At 72.1% G+C, this 17,025-nt stretch carries 19 protein-coding genes; 5 read left to right on the forward strand and 14 right to left on the reverse strand.

Annotated elements, in window-relative coordinates; genetic code table 11:
- Window positions 1–99: 99 nt before the first annotated feature.
- From ACIBCJ_RS15120 to ACIBCJ_RS15135, 4 genes are all read right to left on the reverse strand, one after another.
- A complete protein-coding gene (locus tag ACIBCJ_RS15120; RefSeq protein ID WP_362093200.1) occupies window positions 100–891 on the reverse strand; it encodes an ATP-binding cassette domain-containing protein in 792 nt (263 codons plus the stop codon).
- Window positions 888–1,928 (reverse strand): ABC transporter permease, encoded by a 1,041-nt coding sequence (locus ACIBCJ_RS15125; RefSeq protein WP_362093197.1) that lies wholly within the window; start codon window positions 1,926–1,928, stop codon window positions 888–890. The genes ACIBCJ_RS15120 and ACIBCJ_RS15125 overlap by 4 nt, the downstream gene beginning before the upstream one ends.
- Window positions 1,925–2,929 (reverse strand): sugar ABC transporter substrate-binding protein, encoded by a 1,005-nt coding sequence (locus tag ACIBCJ_RS15130; RefSeq protein ID WP_362506141.1) that lies wholly within the window; start codon window positions 2,927–2,929, stop codon window positions 1,925–1,927. The genes ACIBCJ_RS15125 and ACIBCJ_RS15130 overlap by 4 nt, the downstream gene beginning before the upstream one ends.
- 229 nt (window positions 2,930–3,158) lie before the next feature.
- The gene (locus ACIBCJ_RS15135) at window positions 3,159–3,896 is read right to left on the reverse strand and encodes a myo-inositol degradation transcriptional regulator (protein WP_362094083.1); all 738 of its coding nucleotides are present in this window, start codon (window positions 3,894–3,896) and stop codon (window positions 3,159–3,161) included.
- Window positions 3,897–4,025: 129 nt separating this feature from the next.
- Between ACIBCJ_RS15135 and ACIBCJ_RS15140 the strand changes: the two genes are divergently transcribed.
- Window positions 4,026–5,039 carry a Gfo/Idh/MocA family oxidoreductase gene (locus ACIBCJ_RS15140; RefSeq protein WP_365978249.1) on the forward strand — a complete coding sequence of 338 codons (1,014 nt, stop codon included), beginning with the start codon at window positions 4,026–4,028 and terminating at the stop codon, window positions 5,037–5,039.
- Between the two features lie 10 nt (window positions 5,040–5,049).
- Here ACIBCJ_RS15140 and ACIBCJ_RS15145 read toward each other — a convergent pair whose 3' ends face one another.
- From ACIBCJ_RS15145 to ACIBCJ_RS15170, 6 genes are all read right to left on the reverse strand, one after another.
- Window positions 5,050–6,645, reverse strand: a complete 1,596-nt coding sequence (locus tag ACIBCJ_RS15145) for a polyamine aminopropyltransferase (protein WP_365978250.1) — start codon at window positions 6,643–6,645, stop codon at window positions 5,050–5,052.
- A gap of 21 nt (window positions 6,646–6,666) precedes the next feature.
- Window positions 6,667–7,107, reverse strand: coding sequence for a DUF350 domain-containing protein (locus ACIBCJ_RS15150; RefSeq protein ID WP_365978251.1), 441 nt, complete (start codon window positions 7,105–7,107; stop codon window positions 6,667–6,669).
- A 70-nt stretch (window positions 7,108–7,177) separates the two neighbouring features.
- A complete protein-coding gene (locus ACIBCJ_RS15155; protein WP_362093184.1) occupies window positions 7,178–7,573 on the reverse strand; it encodes a DUF4247 domain-containing protein in 396 nt (131 codons plus the stop codon).
- Window positions 7,570–8,076, reverse strand: coding sequence for a DUF2617 family protein (locus ACIBCJ_RS15160; RefSeq protein WP_362506147.1), 507 nt, complete (start codon window positions 8,074–8,076; stop codon window positions 7,570–7,572). Before ACIBCJ_RS15160 ends, ACIBCJ_RS15155 begins: the two co-directional genes overlap by 4 nt.
- 146 nt (window positions 8,077–8,222) lie before the next feature.
- Window positions 8,223–8,906 (reverse strand): response regulator transcription factor, encoded by a 684-nt coding sequence (locus tag ACIBCJ_RS15165; RefSeq protein WP_365978252.1) that lies wholly within the window; start codon window positions 8,904–8,906, stop codon window positions 8,223–8,225.
- A gap of 78 nt (window positions 8,907–8,984) precedes the next feature.
- The gene (locus ACIBCJ_RS15170) at window positions 8,985–10,235 is read right to left on the reverse strand and encodes a histidine kinase (protein ID WP_362093175.1); all 1,251 of its coding nucleotides are present in this window, start codon (window positions 10,233–10,235) and stop codon (window positions 8,985–8,987) included.
- Window positions 10,236–10,414: 179 nt separating this feature from the next.
- Between ACIBCJ_RS15170 and ACIBCJ_RS15175 the strand changes: the two genes are divergently transcribed.
- Window positions 10,415–10,615, forward strand: a complete 201-nt coding sequence (locus tag ACIBCJ_RS15175; RefSeq protein WP_362093172.1) for a hypothetical protein — start codon at window positions 10,415–10,417, stop codon at window positions 10,613–10,615.
- A gap of 32 nt (window positions 10,616–10,647) precedes the next feature.
- Here ACIBCJ_RS15175 and ACIBCJ_RS15180 read toward each other — a convergent pair whose 3' ends face one another.
- A complete protein-coding gene (locus ACIBCJ_RS15180) occupies window positions 10,648–11,043 on the reverse strand; it encodes a ribonuclease (RefSeq protein WP_362093169.1) in 396 nt (131 codons plus the stop codon).
- A 175-nt stretch (window positions 11,044–11,218) separates the two neighbouring features.
- Here ACIBCJ_RS15180 and ACIBCJ_RS15185 point away from each other — a divergent pair, with 175 nt between their 5' ends.
- Window positions 11,219–11,995 carry an SDR family oxidoreductase gene (locus ACIBCJ_RS15185; protein WP_362093166.1) on the forward strand — a complete coding sequence of 259 codons (777 nt, stop codon included), beginning with the start codon at window positions 11,219–11,221 and terminating at the stop codon, window positions 11,993–11,995.
- Between the two features lie 133 nt (window positions 11,996–12,128).
- Here ACIBCJ_RS15185 and alc read toward each other — a convergent pair whose 3' ends face one another.
- Both alc and allB read right to left on the reverse strand, forming a co-directional pair.
- Window positions 12,129–13,259 carry an allantoicase gene (gene alc, locus ACIBCJ_RS15190; RefSeq protein ID WP_362093164.1) on the reverse strand — a complete coding sequence of 377 codons (1,131 nt, stop codon included), beginning with the start codon at window positions 13,257–13,259 and terminating at the stop codon, window positions 12,129–12,131.
- A 61-nt stretch (window positions 13,260–13,320) separates the two neighbouring features.
- On the reverse strand, window positions 13,321–14,658 hold the full coding sequence (gene allB, locus ACIBCJ_RS15195; RefSeq protein WP_133886150.1) for an allantoinase AllB: 1,338 nt from the start codon (window positions 14,656–14,658) through the stop codon (window positions 13,321–13,323).
- Window positions 14,659–14,914: 256 nt separating this feature from the next.
- On the opposite strand from allB, the gene allR reads away from it, so the two are divergent.
- Window positions 14,915–15,736, forward strand: coding sequence for an allantoin degradation transcriptional regulator AllR (gene allR, locus ACIBCJ_RS15200; RefSeq protein WP_362093160.1), 822 nt, complete (start codon window positions 14,915–14,917; stop codon window positions 15,734–15,736).
- Window positions 15,737–15,802: 66 nt separating this feature from the next.
- On the opposite strand, the gene ACIBCJ_RS15205 is transcribed toward allR, so the two are convergent.
- Window positions 15,803–16,114 (reverse strand): DUF5955 family protein, encoded by a 312-nt coding sequence (locus ACIBCJ_RS15205; RefSeq protein ID WP_362093157.1) that lies wholly within the window; start codon window positions 16,112–16,114, stop codon window positions 15,803–15,805.
- 145 nt (window positions 16,115–16,259) lie between these two features.
- Between ACIBCJ_RS15205 and ACIBCJ_RS15210 the strand changes: the two genes are divergently transcribed.
- The gene (locus ACIBCJ_RS15210; protein ID WP_365978253.1) at window positions 16,260–16,883 is read left to right on the forward strand and encodes a nucleotidyltransferase family protein; all 624 of its coding nucleotides are present in this window, start codon (window positions 16,260–16,262) and stop codon (window positions 16,881–16,883) included.
- Window positions 16,884–17,025 lie beyond the last annotated feature (142 nt).

Genomic DNA, 17,025 nt, shown 5'->3' on the forward strand with positions numbered 1-17,025 from the left:
CGCACGCTCACGCTGGGTGCCGAATGGGCGGGGGGTGCGTGGAACGGTTCGTTGCCGGGTGCGGGTGCGTTGTGGCTGGTCGCGCAGTTCCCCGCGCCCCTAACGGCGTTCCAGTTCGTGGCGTAGATCGTCCAGCTCCGTTCCGCCTGCCATCTGCCTCGTCAGCTCGTCCAGGGTGATGTCCTCGCGTTCGTGGTTGCCGACCATCGTGCCCCGCTTCAGCAGCACGAACCTGTCCCCGACCAGGTACGCGTGGTGCGGGTTGTGGGTGATGAGGACGACACCCAGGCCCTGGTCCCGGGCCGCCGCCACGTACTTCAGCACGACGCCCGACTGCTTGACGCCCAGCGCCGCCGTCGGCTCGTCCAGCACGAGCACCTTCGCGCCGAAGTACACCGCGCGGGCGATCGCGACGCACTGGCGCTCGCCGCCGGAGAGGGTGCCGATGGGCTGGTCGACGTCGCGCAGGTCGATGCCCATGCGCAGGAGTTCCGCGTGGGTGGTGCGGCGCATGTGGTCGACGTCCATGCGCTTGAACGGGGCGACGCCCTTGCGCGGCTCGGAGCCGAGGAAGAAGTTGCGCCAGACCGGCATGAGGGGGACCACGGCGAGGTCCTGGTAGACGGTGGCGATACCGCGGTCCAGGGCGTCGCGCGGCGAGGAGAGCCGGGTCTCCTCGCCGTCCAGGCGCAGCGTGCCGCCGTCGTGCTGGTGCAGCCCGGAGATGATCTTGATGAGGGTGGACTTGCCCGCGCCGTTGTCGCCCAGCACGCAGGTGATGTCACCGGCGTGGACCTCCAGGGACACGCCTTCGAGGGCCCGTACGTTGCCGTAGTTCTTGCTGACGCCGGACAGCTCGACGAGCGCCGTACGGCCTTCGGTCTGCGTCACTTGGTGGCCTCCGCGCGCTTGCGGACCCAGGCGTTGAGCAGGGTCGCGAGGAGCAGCATCGCTCCGAGGAAGAACTTGAACCAGTCGGGGTTCCACTCGGCGAAGACGATGCCCTTGCTGGTCATGCCGAAGATCAGGGCGCCGACGGCCGAGCCGACGGCGCTGCCGTAGCCGCCGGTGATCAGGCAGCCGCCGATGACGGCCGCGATGATGTAGATCAGCTCGTTGCCGACGCCCTCGCCGGACTGGACGACGTCGTACGAGAAGAGCAGGTGCTGGCCGGAGATCCAGGCGCCGAGGCCCACGCCCATGTAGAGGCCGATCTTGGTCCGGGTCACCGGGACGCCCACCGCGCGGGCGGCGTCCTTGTTGCCGCCGACCGCGAAGATCCAGTTGCCGGCGCGGGTGCGCAGCAGGATCCAGCTGGCCACGGCGACCAGGGCGAGCCACCACAGGATGGTCACCTTGAAGCCGACGCCGCCGATCGTGAACGTGGAGGCGAAGACGTCGTGGGCGGAGGGGAAGCCCTCCATGTCGGCGATCGACTTGGTGGAGACGGTGCCGTCGATGAGCTTGGTGAAGCCCAGGTTCAGGCCGGTCAGCATGAGGAAGGTGCCCAGCGTGATGATGAAGCTGGGGAGTTTGGTGCGGGTCAGCATGAAGCCGTTGAAGGCGCCGATCGCCAGGGTGACGAGCAGCGAGACGCCGACACCGACCCAGACGTCGGCGGTCATCTGGTAGCTGAACATCGACGACACCAGGGCCGACGAGGTGACCATGACGCCCGCGGACAGGTCGAACTCGCCGCCGATCATCAGCAGGGCCACCGGGACGGCCATGATGCCGATCGTGGAGGCGGCGTAGAGCACCGTGCTGAGGCTGGAGGCGTGCAGGAAGCTGTCGGCGAAGAACGCGAAGAAGACGAAGACGGCGATCGCGCCGACGACGGAGCCCAGCTCGGGGCGGCCCAGCAGTTTCCGCAGCGGAGAGGTCCGCAGGATTCTCTCGTCGGCCGCCTTCACCTGCGTGGCGTTCACCGGGTGCCCCGCTTCGTGTAGTCGGCCAGGGCCGCCGCGTCGTCCTTGGTGATGATCTGCGGCCCGGTGAGCACCGGACGGCCGCCACCGAGGACGTCGGCGTTGTACCGGTAGAGCCACAGCAGGTCGACGGCCTCGTAGCCCTGGAGGTAGGGCTGCTGGTCGACGGCGAAGCCGAGGGTGCCGTCCTCGAGGCCGGCGGCCACCTTGGCGTTGAGGTCGAAGGTGTCGATCTCGGCCTTGCTGCCGGCGCCCTGCTTGGCCTTCACGGCGGTGTCGGCGTAGGGGGCGCCGAGGGTGACCACGGCGTCGACGGACTTGTCGGTCTGGAGCTTGGCCTCGATGGCGGACTGCACGTCCGGCATGCTGGTGCCGGTGACGTAGAGCCGCTGGACCTTGCCGTCGAAGGTCTTCTCCACGCCGTCGCAGCGTTGCTCGTGGCCGACGTTGCCCTGCTCGTGGAGCACGCAGATCGCCTGCTTGCGGCCGCGCTCGTTCAGCTCCTCGCCCACGGCCTCGCCCGCGATCGTCTCGTCCTGGCCGATGTGGGTGAGAGCGCCGAACTTCTTGGACTCCGCCGACCCCGAGTTCACCGTGACCACCGGGATGCCCGCCTTCTTCGCACGGGCGAGGGCGGACCTCATGGCGTCCGGCTTGGCGAGCGAGACGATGATCCCGTCGACCTTCTTGTCGATGGCCGCGTCCACGAGCTGCGCCTGCTGCTGCGCCTCGTCGTCGTGGGAGTACAGGAAGTTGATGTTGTCCTTGACCGCGGCCTGTTCGGCGCCGCTCTGGACGATGTCCCAGAAGGTGTCGCCGTCACCCGAGTGGGTGATCATCGCGAAGGTCCAGCGGGGGGTGTCCACCGCCGCCCTGCCCTCGGCCGACGCGGCCTTGCGGGCGTCCTCGGCGCGCTTGCCGCCGGTGCTGCTGCAACCGGCCAGGGACACCGACAGTGCCCCTGCCAGCGCGATGCCCACCCATGTCCGAAACCGTGCCACGAGGCCGTGCCCTTCTTGCCGTGCTGTGCCGTGCTGTGCGTGCGGGGCGCTCACGGCCCCGCCCGGGTTCTGGAACCCGGAATGGTGGAATCCGAGGTTCCGGAAACCCCAAACGCCCCATTGTCCGACACACAAGCGGAGCACGCGCCTCCGGGGACCGCCCGACGGTCACATTGTCCGGACATTGCGACGAACCCGCACGGTGGGAGCCGCCGCAGGCCGTCTCCGCTCAGGGCCGCACGAGCAGCTGGAACTCGAAGGAGTACCGGGAGGGCCGGTAGGTGTGGGTACCGAACTCGACGGCGCGTCCGGTGTCGTCGAACGTGGTGCGCTCCATGGTGAGCAGCGGGGCGCCCGCGTCCTCGCCGAGCCGCTCCGCCTCACCGTCGGTGGCGGCGCGGGCGCCGATGGTCTGCCGGGCGCTGTGCAGGGTGATCCCGGCGGCGCGCATCAGCCGGTAGAGGCCGGTGGCCTCCAGCTGCCCGGTGTCCAGGTCGAGCAGGCCCGGCGGCAGGAAGTTGCACATGTACGCCATCGGCTCGGCGTGCGTAAGGCGCAGCCGCTCCACGCGGTGCACGTCGCTCGCCTCGGCGACGCCGAGCGCGGCGGCGACCTCGGCGGTCGCGGGGACGACGGTGTTGACCAGGACCTTCGTGGCCGGGCGCTGCCCCGCCGCCTCCAGGTCGTCGAAGAGGCTGCTCAGTTCCAGTGGACGCCTGACCTTGCTGTGGACGACCTGGGTGCCGACTCCCCGGCGGCGCACGAGCAGGCCCTTGTCGACGAGCGACTGGATGGCCTGGCGGACGGTGGGCCGGGACAGGCCGAGCCGCGCGGCCAGCTCGATCTCGTTGCCCAGCAGGCTGCCGGGGGTCAGCGCGCCGTGCTCGATCGACGCCTCCAGCTGCTGCGCCAGCTGGAAGTACAGCGGCACGGGGCTGCTGCGATCCACGCTGAGGTCCAGCGACACGGTGGGGTCCACTTCTGGTTTCGGCACGCGCCGAGCGTAGCCGCGTGCGCAGATGACGGGAAGTTGTGCGGTTCGGTTGTCCTGACATACGGATTGACAGGCTGCGGGCCGTGCACCCACTTTGATTCCATGCGCATCGGGGTCATCGGTACGGGCCGCATCGGCACCGTTCACGCCAACACGCTCAGCCGCCATCGCGACGTCGGGTCCCTGATCCTCACGGACGCCGACCTCCCGCGGGCCCAGGATCTGGCCCACCGGCTGGGTGAGACGGCGGCGCCGGGTGTGGACGAGATCTTCCAGTGGGGCGTGGACGCGGTGGTGATCACCACGGCGACGCCGGCCCACGCCGAACTGATCGGCCGGGCGGCCCGCTCGGGGCTGCCGGTGTTCTGCGAGAAGCCCATCGCGCTCGACCTGCCCGGCACGTTGCAGGCGATCGCCGAGGTGGAGGCGGCCGGGACGGTCCTCCAGATGGGCTTCCAGCGGCGCTTCGACACGGGTTACCAGGGGGCCAGGGAGGCGGTGCGGTCCGGGCGGCTCGGGCGACTGCACACCGTCCGGGCGGTGACGAGCGACCAGGCCCCGCCGCCGGCCGGGTACCTGCCGCAGTCCGGCGGGCTCTACCGGGACACGCTGATCCACGACTTCGACGTGCTGCGCTGGGTCACCGGGCGGGAGGTCGTCGACGTGTACGCCGCCGGGTCGGACGCCGGTCCGCCGATGTTCCGCGCGGCGGACGACGTGGACACCGGCGCGGCGCTGCTCACCCTGGACGACGGGACGCTGGCCACGGTGACGGCGACGCGGCTGAACGGGGCCGGGTACGACGTGCGCATGGAGCTGGCCGGGGAGCTGGACCAGATCGTGGTGGGCCTGGACGACCGTACGCCGATCGCGTCCACCGAGCCGACCGGGCCGCCGGCCGCCGACAAGCCCTGGACCGGCTTCGTGGAGCGTTTCGGACCCGCCTACGAGGGTGAGCTGAACACGTTCGTGCAGGTCGTGCGCGGCGAGCGGGCCAACCCCTGCGACGGGCGCGAGGCGTTGCAGGCCCTGCGGATCGCGGAGGCCTGCGACGTCTCCCGCCGCGAGCGCCGTCCCGTACGGCTGGCGGAGATCCCCGGGGCGCCCACCCCCTAGCCGGGGCGCCTCAGTAGTCGCGCCACTCGTCCAGAACGTATTCGAGCACCGCGGGATCCATCAGGGTGCTCGGCCGTACGTCGGTGCGGCGGCGGTCGACGGGGAAGACGGTGGCCGCCTTCAGCACCGCCTCGTCCAGGTAGCGCAGCTTCGGCGTGTCCGGGGCGAGCCGCAGCGGCGGGGCCTCGGTACCGGGGGTGGCGAGAACGAAGCCCCAGTTGCCGAAGCTCGGCACGTCGATCTGGAACTCCGTCGTCGCGTACCCGGCCGTCTCGATGGTCTTGGCGATCGACCAGTAGGTCTTGGGGGCGAAGAAGGGTGATCCGCTCTGCACCATGACCTGGCCGTGCGGCGCCAGCGCCCGGCGGAGCAGATCGTAGAACTCGACCGAGTACAGCTTCGCCAGCGACGCCGAGTCCGGGTCCGGGAAGTCGATGATCACGGCGTCGTACCGCTGCCGTGCCTCGCGCAGCCAGGTGAAGGCGTCGGCGTTGACGACCTCGGCCCGCGGATCGTCCAGCGAACCGTCGTTGAGCTTCCGCAGCGGCTCGAAGGTGCGCGCCAACCGGGTCATCGCCGGGTCGAGTTCCACCAGGGTGACGTGCCGGACGTCCTCGTGGCGCAGCACCTCGCGCAGCGCGAGCCCGTCACCGCCGCCCAGGATCAGCACGTCGGAGCGGCGGCCGGACAGCGCGGGGTGGACCAGTGACTCGTGGTAGCGGTACTCGTCGACGGAGCTGAACTGGAGGTCGCCGTTGAGGAAGAGCCGTACGTCGGGCTTCCCGGTGAAGGCGGTGGAGCGGGTGACCACGATGTCCTGGTACTGCGTGGTCTCGGAGTGGATGATCGGGTCCGCGTACATGTGCTGCCGTGCGGTCACCTCCAGGTCGTCCGCCAGCACGTACGTCGTGCCGAGCGCGGCGAGCACCAGGGTGACGCCGGCCAGCAGCCCGGCCTTGACCCGCCGGCCGGTCCGGCGGCGGAAGATGAACACCACGACGATGACCCCGGCGACCGCGTTGACCACGCCGACCACCAGGGCGCCCTTCAACTGGCCGAAGGTGGGCAGCAGGAACAGCGGGAAGCACAGGCCGCCGACGAGGGCGCCGATGTAGTCGACGGCGAACATGTCGGCGACGGCACTGCTCGCCTCCTGTGTGCGGATCCGCTGGAGCAGCGTCATCAGCAGCGGGATCTCGGCGCCGATGAGCAGGCCCACCACCAGGGACACGACGATCATCGCGGGCATGTAGAGCTGGAGCCAGGCGAAGGCCGCGTACAGCATCAGCACGGACAGGCCGCCGACCAGCGCGAGCACGCCTTCCACCACCGCGAAGGCGACGACGGGACGGCGGCGCAGCGGTTTGGCGGCCAGCGAGCCCACGCCCATCGCGAAGACCATCACGGAGATGACCACGGAGGTCTGGAGCACCGAGTTGCCGATGAGGTAGCTGCCCAGCGCGGTCAGGGCCAGTTCGTAGACGAGGCCGCAGGCCGCGCAGAGGAAGACGGCGAGCAGCAGCAGGAACCGCGCCCCCCGGGTGTGGCGGTCGGCCGGGGGGCGCGGGGGTGTCACGGTGGAGCGGTCGTCCAGGGTGGAGCTCATGGGGTGGTCCTCGTGATGGTCCTAGGAGAGGGCCGCGCCGACCATGGCGGCGGTGCCCAGGTACATGCCGGCCTGGACCCAGGCGGCGGGGTGCGCGCGGCGGTCGTCGCCGTCGTCGAGGGCCACCGCGCCCATCTGACCCGGCGTCAGCACGCCGATGACGATGCCGACCAGCGTCATCACCAGCACCCCGGCCAGACCGTAGAGGAGCGTGCTGAACAGGCCGTGCCCCAGGCCCTCTTCGGACTCGCTGGCCCGGATGGCCGACATGATGACCAGCCCGACCCCGACGGACTGGCTGCCGAGGAGCACGGCCGCGCCGCGGTTGCGGTCCCGCCACACCACGTGGAAGAGCTTGCCGGGTGTGACGAGGTCGAGGGCGACGAAGCCGACGGCCATCACGGCGAGGCCCACGACCCCGTAGAGCAGGGTCTGCCCGGCCGACTCGAAGATCTCGGTCACTGCGTTGCCTTTCTGGAGGGCGTCTGTGGCGTCTGGGGAAGGCGTCGTCGGAATCGGGGCGCGCCGGGCGTCACTTGCCGGAGCCGGGGCCGCCGCCGCGGAAGCTGCTCGGGTTGGGCCAGTAGGTGAGGTGCTGGTGATGCCGGCGGTAGCCGTTGCGGTAGTCCTCGATCTCGATCGTGCTGCCGCTCCGGTAGGGCGAGACGGTCACCATGTCGTCGCCGTAGCGCAGGAACTCCTTGCCCCCGCCGGACGCCCGGTCCAGGGCGTCGCGGTGGCCGTCGATCGCGTCGGCGACCTTGGCCGGGGAGCTGTTCTTGTCGACCCACCCGCTCCCGCCGGTGGTGTACGTCTTGCCGATCCAGCTGCGCGGGACGCCGTCCTCCCCGTCGCTGGAGCAGGCGGAGAGCAGGACCGTGACCAGCACGGCCGCCACCGCCCCGCGCAGGAGTCGGGTGCTGTTCATCGAGCCTCCAGCCGGCTGTGCGTCGATACGATGTGCCCGTCCTGCGGGTAGCTGTGCCAGGTGCGCCAGGCCAGTCCCGCGCCGGACCGCTCGTCGCCCGCCTCGACGACGACCGCCGTCACCGCTTCCGGAGATCCGGGGAAGACCCCGCACAGGCTGTGTTCCGCCTCGTCCGCGCGGCCCAGGGCGTCCGCGACCCGGGCGCTGAACTCCTCGGGTCCGAGGCGTTCCGTGGCGGCGCTGAAGCCGTACGTCCACCCCGCCAGACGCCGGGTGTGCGTCGTCGGCAGTCCTCTGACCGCTTCCGGCAGGCACGCCACGGTCTCCCGTACCGGGCCTGCGAAGACCTGGTGGGAGGCGCCGAGCAGCCTCAGTCGTACGGCGAGGCCGGCCACGAACACCTCGCGCTCGGCGAGCGCGGGCCGTTCCGTCAGGTCCAGGGAGAAGCAGAGCTGATCCGCGGCCGTGTCCAGGTAAGGGGCTTGCAGCGATACGGCATGCATGCGACTGCGGCCCCCCGGTCCGATAGTGCTACGAGCGGCGCCGAGTATGGCACATGCGTCGGCCGTGGCCGAAAGCGCCCCCTGGGCGGCCTCGTTGCCGGTGGGCGTCGGCCAACGGCCCGCCTTCCGGGCCCGGAAGGCGCGCCCTAGGCGTCCCGGTATTCGTCGAGGAGCCCCGCGTCGTAGGTCAGCAGGGCGATCTGGACCCGGTTGTCCAGGTCGAGCCTGGCCAGGATGCGGGAGACGTGGGCCTTGACCGTGGCGACGCTCATGTAGAGGTGGGCCGCGATGTCGGCGTTGGCCATGCCGCGGCCGACGGCGACGGCGACCTCGCGTTCGCGGTCGTTGAGGGCGTCCAGGCGGGCACGCGCGCGTGCGTGCCGTGCGCGCCGGGTGTCGGGGGCGGTGCCGGCCGCCTGCTCCATCAGCCGCCTGATGACGGCGGGCGACAGGACCGGGTCGCCGGCCGCGACGCTGCGCACCGCGTCGAGGATCTGTGCGGGCGGGGTGTCCTTGAGGACGAATCCGGCGGCTCCGGCGCGCAGGGCCCGCAGCACCTGTTCGTCCGCGTGGAAGGTGGTGAGCACGACGACCTGGGGCGCGTCCGGGCGAGCGCGCAGCCGCTCGGTCGCCGTGAGGCCGTCCACGACCGGCATCCGGATGTCCATCAGGACGACGTCCGGGCGGGTGCGGTCGACGAGGGCCGCCACCTCGTCCCCGTCGGCGGCCTCGCCGACGATCTCGACGTCGTCGGCACCGCCGAGCATGAGGGACAGTCCCGCCCGCACGAGCGGGTCGTCGTCGACGAGGAGCAGTCTGATGGCAGTCATGGCCCTACGTAATCACGGTCGCCCGGGCCGACTTCGCCCCCGTGACGCCCTTCCCGGCCCCGGGCCCCGGGCGGCGCCTCACTCCCACGGCAGCCTCGCCCTCACCTCGAAGCCGCCTGCGGGCGTGGGCCCGTGTTGCAGGGTGCCGCCCGCGAGCGTGGCCCGCTCGGTCAGCCCGATCAGGCCCTGCCCGGAGCCGGGCACGTGGGGCACCTCGCCGCGGGGCGGGGCGTTGCGCACCGACAGGACGAGACCGTCGCCCGGCGCTCCGGCGACCGACACGGTGACCTCGGTGCCGGGGGCGTGCTTGCGCGCGTTGGTCAGCGCCTCCTGGGCGATGCGGTAGGCGGTGCGGCCGACGGAGGCGGGGACCGCGCCGGGGTCGGGGACGCCGTCCGTGAGGGTGACCTTCATGCCGGCCGCGCGGGACTCGGCGACCAGCGTGTCGAGCGCCGCGAGCGTCGGCTGCGGGCGGCCCGCGTCGTCCGCCTCCGCCGCCCGCAGGACGCCGATGATCTCCCGCAGGTCCTGGAGGGCCTCGTGTGCGCTCTCCCGGATGACGCCCGCCGCCCGCGCGATCTCCTCCCGGGGCGCGTCCGGCCGGAACTCCAGGGCGCCCGCGTGCACGCTGAGCAGGGTCAGCCGGTGGGCCAGGACGTCGTGCATCTCGCGGGCGATCGCCTCCCGGGCCAGCCGCTGCGCCTGCTCGCTCCGCAACCGTGCCTCGGCTTCGGCGTGCCGGGCGCGGTCGCGCAGGCTGAGCAGGAGCAGGCGCTTGGAGCGGACCAGCAGGCCCCAGCCGACGACGGCGACGGTGAGCAGGGTGCCGATGACCACCGACGCCAGGAACGGCAGGCCCGGTTCCGGTCGCATCCAGTAGTACAGCGGCTGCACCAGGAGGCCGGCCGCTCCCACCCAGGCCACGTACCGCAGCGGCCGGTGCACGGCGAGCGTGAAGAGGGCGGCGAGGGCGGCGCCGCCCGAGGTGGCCGAGACGAGGGAGGCGGGCACCATCGCCACCGCGAGTCCGACCGGCCAGCGGCGCCGGAGCCACACGGCGGCACAGGCCAGGGCCCCGACCACCTGGTCCACGGCCTCCAGCACCGGCGGGAGGTTCGCCTCCTGGTCCAGCGAGTCGACGGCCAGCAGACCGATGGCGACCGCGAGCAGGAAGCAGGTGAAGTCGACGATCCAGTCGCGCGCGGTGCGCCTCGGCCGTCCGCCGGGGCGCGGGGGCTGCGGGTACAGGTCCTCGACCAGCGCCGCCGGCAGCACCCAGCGCCGCTTCGCGAAGGCCGGGGGCGGCGCGGCCCGCTCGTCACTGTTCACGGTCGACAAATCTACGCAGGCGCGGCGGCCGGGGCGGCCGGCCGGGAGCCGCCGTCGACCAAAGATGCGCGGTCTTCGACTTTCGGCGTGCCGCCGCGCGCCCGGCGACACCTTCCGTCGGGCAGGGCTCGCCCCGCGACCGATGTGCGTGGGGGGACCGCGGGGCGAGAGTCGGGAGCATGAAGCGACTGCTGGAGTTCCTCGGTTTCCTCGCCGTGTTGCAGGGCGTGCTGGGTCTGGTGCACGAGTTCGCCGGCTGGAACACGGGCCTGGTGCGGCGGATCGCCTTCCTCGACGGCTACGGGGTCTACGCGAGCATGGCCCTGCTCGCTCTCGGCGGGGCGCTGTTCGCCGCCGCCGAGAGCCGCCGGTCCGGATGAGGCACCGGACCGGCCCCGCGAGCCGGGCGGTCTCAGCAGCCGTGGTCGACGAGGTCGAACGACGCGTAGTGGTCGGCCGTGTAGTAGTCCTCCTGACTCTCCTCACCGGTCACGATCCGGCGGGCGCCGCGCGTGTCGGAGCCCGGGGTGATCACCGTGTACTCGTGGTAGTACCCGGAGGACTGAGCGGGCAGGACGCCCTCCCGGTTCTGGAAGACGGTCCCGTCCTGGTCGTAGGGGTAGGGACCGCCCTGCTCGATCAGGTCGAGCGTGTCGTGGGCCTGGGAGGGCAGGTCGCTGTAGCAGATGTCGCCGACCGCGGCGGCTGCGGCGCCGGCCGGGGTCGCGGAGACGGTGCCGCCCAGGAGGAGGGCGGACAGGACTGCGGCTGCTGCGCCCAGCCGGGCGGCGCGTGGGGGGAATCGCATGACTCATGATGACGCGCGTAGACACTGGCATGTCAATGTCAAGTTCGTGGAGTTTCCCGGGACGTCGTATGTGTTTCCCGCGAGGACACATCGGCGCCGGGTGGGGGCGTGCACCGGTCAGGTCGACGTCCGTTCGCCGCCAGCACGGGCGCTGCGGCCCGGCTGAGATGGACCCATGAACACGAACGCGAACACGAACCCACTCGCTTCCGACACCACCGGCCTGACCGGCCGCACCGCCCTCGTGACCGGCGGCAGCCGGGGCATCGGCGCGGCGACCGCCCTGCGGCTGGCCCGGGAGGGCGCGGACGTGGCGCTCACCTACGTGAACGGCAAGGACGCGGCCGACGACGTCGTACGGGGGATCGAGGCGCTGGGGCGCCGGGCGGTGGCCCTGCGGGCCGACTCCGCCGACGCGGACGAGGCGGCCGGGGCGGTCGAGCGGGCCGCCCAGGCGCTCGGCGGCCGGCTCGACGTGCTGGTCAACAACGTGGGGATCGGCCTGCTCGGCCCGCTGGAGAGCCTGTCCGTCGCCGATGTCGACCGGCTGCTGGCCGTGAACGTCCGCGGCGTCTTCCTGGCCTCCCAGGCGGCCGCCGCCCGCATGACCGGGGGCGGGCGGATCATCACCGTCGGCACCTGCATGACCCAGCGCGTGCCCGGTCCCGGCGGGACGCTGTACGCGACGAGCAAGTCGGCGCTGATCGGGCTGACCAAGGCCCTGGCGAGGGAGCTGGGACCGCGCGGGATCACGGCGAACATCGTGCACCCGGGACCGATCGACACCGACATGAACCCGGCGGACGGACCCTACGCCGACGGCCAGGCGGCCATGACGGCGCTGGGCCGCTTCGGTACGGCGGACGAGGTGGCCGCCACGGTGGCGTACCTCGCGACCGCCTCGTACGTCACGGGCGCGGAGTACGCGGTGGACGGCGGACACGCCGCGTGACCGTACCCGGGCATGCGCGCGGGCGCAGCGATCCCCTGGCGAGCGCCCGGGCGTAGCGCCGGCCGAACATGCGCGCGGGGCGCACCGGTGCTGTCCTGCCGGTGCGCCCCGCGGGTCTGTGACGGGCGTCGGGTCAGCCGCCCAGCTCCTGGTGGCGGGCGGCGAGGTGGGCCGCGCCGTCCTCCGTCAGGCTGCCGAACAGGCGCAGGCGGGAGATGCCTCCGTCCGGGAAGATGTCCACGCGCGCGTGGGTGCCTACGGCCGTCTCCGGCAGGACGAAGCGGTGGTTGGTGTCCGGCTGCATCCGGGTGCGCGGGAGCACCTCGCGCCACTCACCGTCCTCGCCGTCCTTCACGGACACCGACGCCCAGCCGGCGCTGTTGCCCTTGAGGTACGCCGTGTCGATCTCGATCGCGCGGATCTGCGACCGGTCCACCAGGCGGTACTGGATCCAGTCGTTGCCCCGGTCGCGGCGGCGGCGGGTCTCCCAGCCGTCGTCCATCTTGCGGGAGCGGCCCGGCTGGATGGTGTTGGTGGCCGGCGAGTAGAAGAGGTTGGAGGCGTCCTCGACCTGGCCGCCGTTCTCCAGGGCGACCACGTCGAAGGTGCCGAGGGCGGTGAGCCAGGCGGGGTCGGGGACGACCTCGCCGTACACCCGCAGGCGGGCGATGCCGCCGTCGGGGTGCTGCTTGAGGCGCAGGTGGGTGAAGCGCTGCTCGGCCGAGACGGCGAAGCCGTTGGCCGCGTGGCCGCCGACCGCGGTGCGCGGGACGAGGGTGGTCCACTTCACGTCGTCCGCGAGCAGTTCCTCGGGGGACGGGGAGCCCGCGACCGAGGCGCCCTCCACGGAGACGGCCTGCGGGTAGTTGCCGCGGAAGTGGGCGGTGTCGACGACGATGCCGCGGATCACGCCGGGGGCGCCGAGGCGGATCAGCGCCCAGTCGTGGTCCTCCTCGGTGGGCCAGGGGTGCTCGGCCGAGGCGCCGCGGCGCCGCCGGGTCTCCCAGCCGTCCATGACCTTGCCCTTGTGCCCGAAGTGCTCGGGGTCGAACTCGGCGGGCTCGGGCACCAGCAGGTTCTCGCGCTGGGCGAAGAACTCGTCGTTGGCGGCGACGACACCCGCGCCGAGCTGCCGGTCGGCAAGGTTGGCGTACTGGGTGAAGGGGAGGTCGGCGGTGCGGTAGTCCGCGTACGGGTCGCCGCCCCCGTAGGGGTTCGCGTCGCCGGTGAAGCTGGCCAACGAGGTGTTCTGCTGGGCCGTCACGGTGATCAGGTGTTCCTTTCGGGGCTGTTCGGGGAGGGACTGGTTCAGGGGGGCCGAGCCGTCAGGCCCGGTCGAGGAGCTGTCCCTTCGGGTCGGTGAACGCGCCGTCCGCCACGATGCGCGTGCCGCGCAGCCAGGTGGACTTCACGACGCCGTACAGGGTCTTGCCCGCGTACGCGGTGACGCGGTTGCGGTGCTGGAGGGCGGCCGGGTCGACGGTGAAGGTCTCGTCGGGGGCGAGGACGGCGAAGTCCGCGTCGTGGCCCGCCGCGATGGCGCCCTTGCGGGAGTCGAGCCCCACCAGGCCGGCCGTGCGCGCCGACATCCAGCGCACGATGTCCTCCAGGCCGTAACCGCGCTCGCGGGCCGAGGTCCACATGGCCGGCAGGCTGAGCTGGAGGCCGGCGATGCCGCCCCAGGCGGTGGCGAAGTCGTCGGTCTTGAGGTCGGCGGTGGAGGGCGAGTGGTCGGTGACGACGCAGTCGATCGTGCCGTCCGCCAGCGCCTGCCAGAGCAGGTCCTGGTTGGCGGCCTCGCGGATCGGCGGGCAGCACTTGAACTCGCTGGCCCCGTCCGGCACCTCTTCCGCGGTGAGCGTGAGGTAGTGCGGGCAGGTCTCCACCGTCACCTGTACGCCGTCGGCGCGGGCCTCGGCGATCAGCGGCAGGGCGTCGCTGGAGGACAGGTGGAGCACGTGCACGCGCGCGTTGAACCGCTTGGCCTGCGCCAGGAGGGTCGCGATGGCGGTGTCCTCGGCGTCGCGCGGGCGGCTGGCGAGGAAGTGGGTGTACTTGGGGCCGCCCTGCTGCGGGGCCGCGGCCAGGTGGTGCGGGTCCTCGGCGTGCACGATCAGCAGGCCGTCGAAGGCGGCGATCTCCGCCAGCGACCGGGCGAGCTGCTCCTGGTCGAGGTGCGGGAACTCGTCGACGCCGGACGGCGACAGGAAGGCCTTGAAGCCGAAGACCCCGGCCTCGTGCAGCGGGCGCAGGTCCTTGACGTTGTCGGGCAGGGCGCCGCCCCAGAAGCCGACGTCGATGTGCGCCTTGTCGGCGGCGACCTCGCGCTTGGTGCGCAGGTTGTCGACCGTGGTGGTCGGCGGGATGGAGTTGAGCGGCATGTCGACGAGGGTCGTGATGCCGCCGGCCGCCGCGGCGCGGGTGGCGGTCCAGAAGCCCTCCCACTCGGTGCGGCCGGGGTCGTTCACGTGTACGTGGGTGTCGACGAGGCCGGGCAGGACGACGTGGTCGCCGACGTCCTCGAGCCGGGCGCCCGCCGGGACGGGGGCGTCGTACGGCAGCACGGCCGTGATCTTCTCCCCGGTGACCGCGATCGACGCGGCGCGCGTCCCCTCGGGAGTGATGACGCGCGTCGAGCGCAGCACCAGTTCAGCTTCGGACACCCGGATCCCCTTCTCTACCTGTGCGTGTCTGCCTCTGCCCGTCGAATTTCAACGTTCTGTTGAAGGAGTCTTCACTCCCACTCCGAGGCCGTCAAGAGGCACCCTTTGTGATGGCATGCCCAATGACACCGCTCTGGACGTTTCCACAAAGCGGAATTAGAATTCCAGCAAGCAGAACGTAGCTACGTACAAGCCGGTAGTCAACCGGCCGCCGGGTACGCTTCTTTCCTCCCGCCAGCCCCGAAAGGAACGTGCCGTGCCGACGTCCAGCGCCAGCACCACCGACTCCGCCAGGTCCGCCACCGGTGGCGTCCAGTCCCTGGAGCGCGCCTTCGACCTGCTCGAACGGATGGCGGACGCGGGGGGCGAGGTCGGCCTGAGCGAGCTCTCGGCGAGCAGCGGGCTGCCGCTGCCGACCATCCACCGCCTGATGCGCACCCTCGTGGCCTGCGGATACGTCCGCCAGCAGCCCAACCGCCGGTACGCGCTCGGCCCCCGCCTGATCCGCCTCGGCGAGTCCGCGGGACGCCTGCTCGGCACGTGGGCGCGCCCGCACCTGGCCCGCCTGGTCGAGGAGACCGGCGAGACGGCGAACATGGCGCTGCTCGACGGCGACGAGATCGTGTACGTCGCCCAGGTGCCGTCGAAGCACTCGATGCGCATGTTCACCGAGGTCGGCCGGCGCGTGCTGCCGCACTCCACGGGTGTCGGCAAGGCGCTGCTCGCGGACTTCCCGGCGGACGAGGTGCGGGCCCTGCTGGGCCGCACCGGCATGCCCGCCGCCACCGACAAGACGATCACCACCCCGGACGGCTTCATCGCGGCGCTGGAGGACGTGCGGCGTCAGGGCTACGCGATCGACGACAACGAGCAGGAGATCGGCGTCCGGTGCCTGGCCGTCTCCGTGCCGGACTCCCCCACCGCCGCGGCCATCTCGATCTCCGGCCCCGCGGGCCGGGTCACCGAGGCCGCGACCGACCGGATCGTGCCCCTGCTCCAGCAGGTGGCGGCGGAGCTGTCCGAGGCCCTGCTGACCTCCAACGGCACCAACGGCGCGAACGGCACCCCGGCCGCCTGAGGCCCGCCCGCCGCACCGGTGCCGGCCCGCCCCGGCACCGGGTCCCGACGCGCTCCCGCACGGGGATCAGCGGCGCGGCGGGTCCCCGAACAGGTCCACCGCGTGACGGACCTCCGTCAGCCCCGGGGCGAGAGCGCTGACGGAGCCGATCGCCCCGGCTATCAGCAGCAGGGAGCGGCGCAGCCGAGGCGCCTCCGGGACGCCGTGGCCCGCCATGGCGGCGAGGTCGGCCAGTTCGTCCTCCGCGATCCCCCGGTCCGGGAAGTCCGCGGGCAGCGCGGCCAGTTGGCGGCGCAACCGGGACACCGCGGCGCGCAGCGCCACCACCCTCACGTCCTCGTCGCCGACGGTCACGTGCCTCTGCCCCAAGCTCCGCAACGCAGCCCTCCCCCTCGCACCCCGGTGTGCGCGGGCCAGTAAACGCCACCCCGCGCCGGGCGCGCCACCACGCGGACCGAAATTCAGCCTCCGCAAACCCGGCGCACGCCGGGGCGTTTGGCGTGCCGTCAGGTATGCAGGACGCATGACCGACAACGAGACCCAGCCGGAAGACCAGGTGGGCGGCCGGGTGGCGGGACTGCTGCTGGCGGCCGGCGGCGGCCGGCGGCTCGGCGGCCGCCCCAAGGCGCTGCTCGAACACCGTGGACACCTGCTCGTCGAACACGCGGTCGGTGTGCTGCGCGCGGCCGGATGTGCCCGCGTCCACGTCGTCCTGGGGGCGCGCGCCGGGGACGTACGCGCGCGGGCGGCCCTCGACGGCTGCGTCCTGGTGGACAACCCCGGCTGGGAGCAGGGCATGGGTTCGTCCCTGCGGGCGGGTCTCGGCTCGCTGGCCGGGACCGGGGCGCGGGCGGCGCTCGTCTCCCTGGTCGACCAGCCCGGCATCGGCGCCGAAGCGATGGCCCGGGTGCGTGCCGGATACCGGGACGAGACCTCGCTGGTCTCGGCGGCGTACGCGGGCAGGCGCGGGCATCCGGTTCTGCTCGGCGCCGCGCACTGGGCGGGGATCGCGGCGACCGCCACCGGCGACCGGGGTGCCCGCGCCTATCTCGGGGAACACGAGGCGGAGATCGCCCTGGTCGAGTGCGGGGACGTGGCACGGCCGTACGACATCGACACCGAGGCGGACCTGGTCCACCTTGAGTGAGGGAGATGGCACCGAGCGCCACCTTTCCTCGACTCGGAGAATCTCGACATCAACAAACCATTGAAGTTCCACGATGAGGAAACTACTATCCACTGACCAGAAGCACTCCGCTGCACGGCGAGTACGTAATGCCCCATACGCA

Source organism: Streptomyces sp. NPDC051136 (genome assembly GCF_044455745.1).
Classification (GTDB): Bacteria; Actinomycetota; Actinomycetes; order Streptomycetales; family Streptomycetaceae; genus Streptomyces.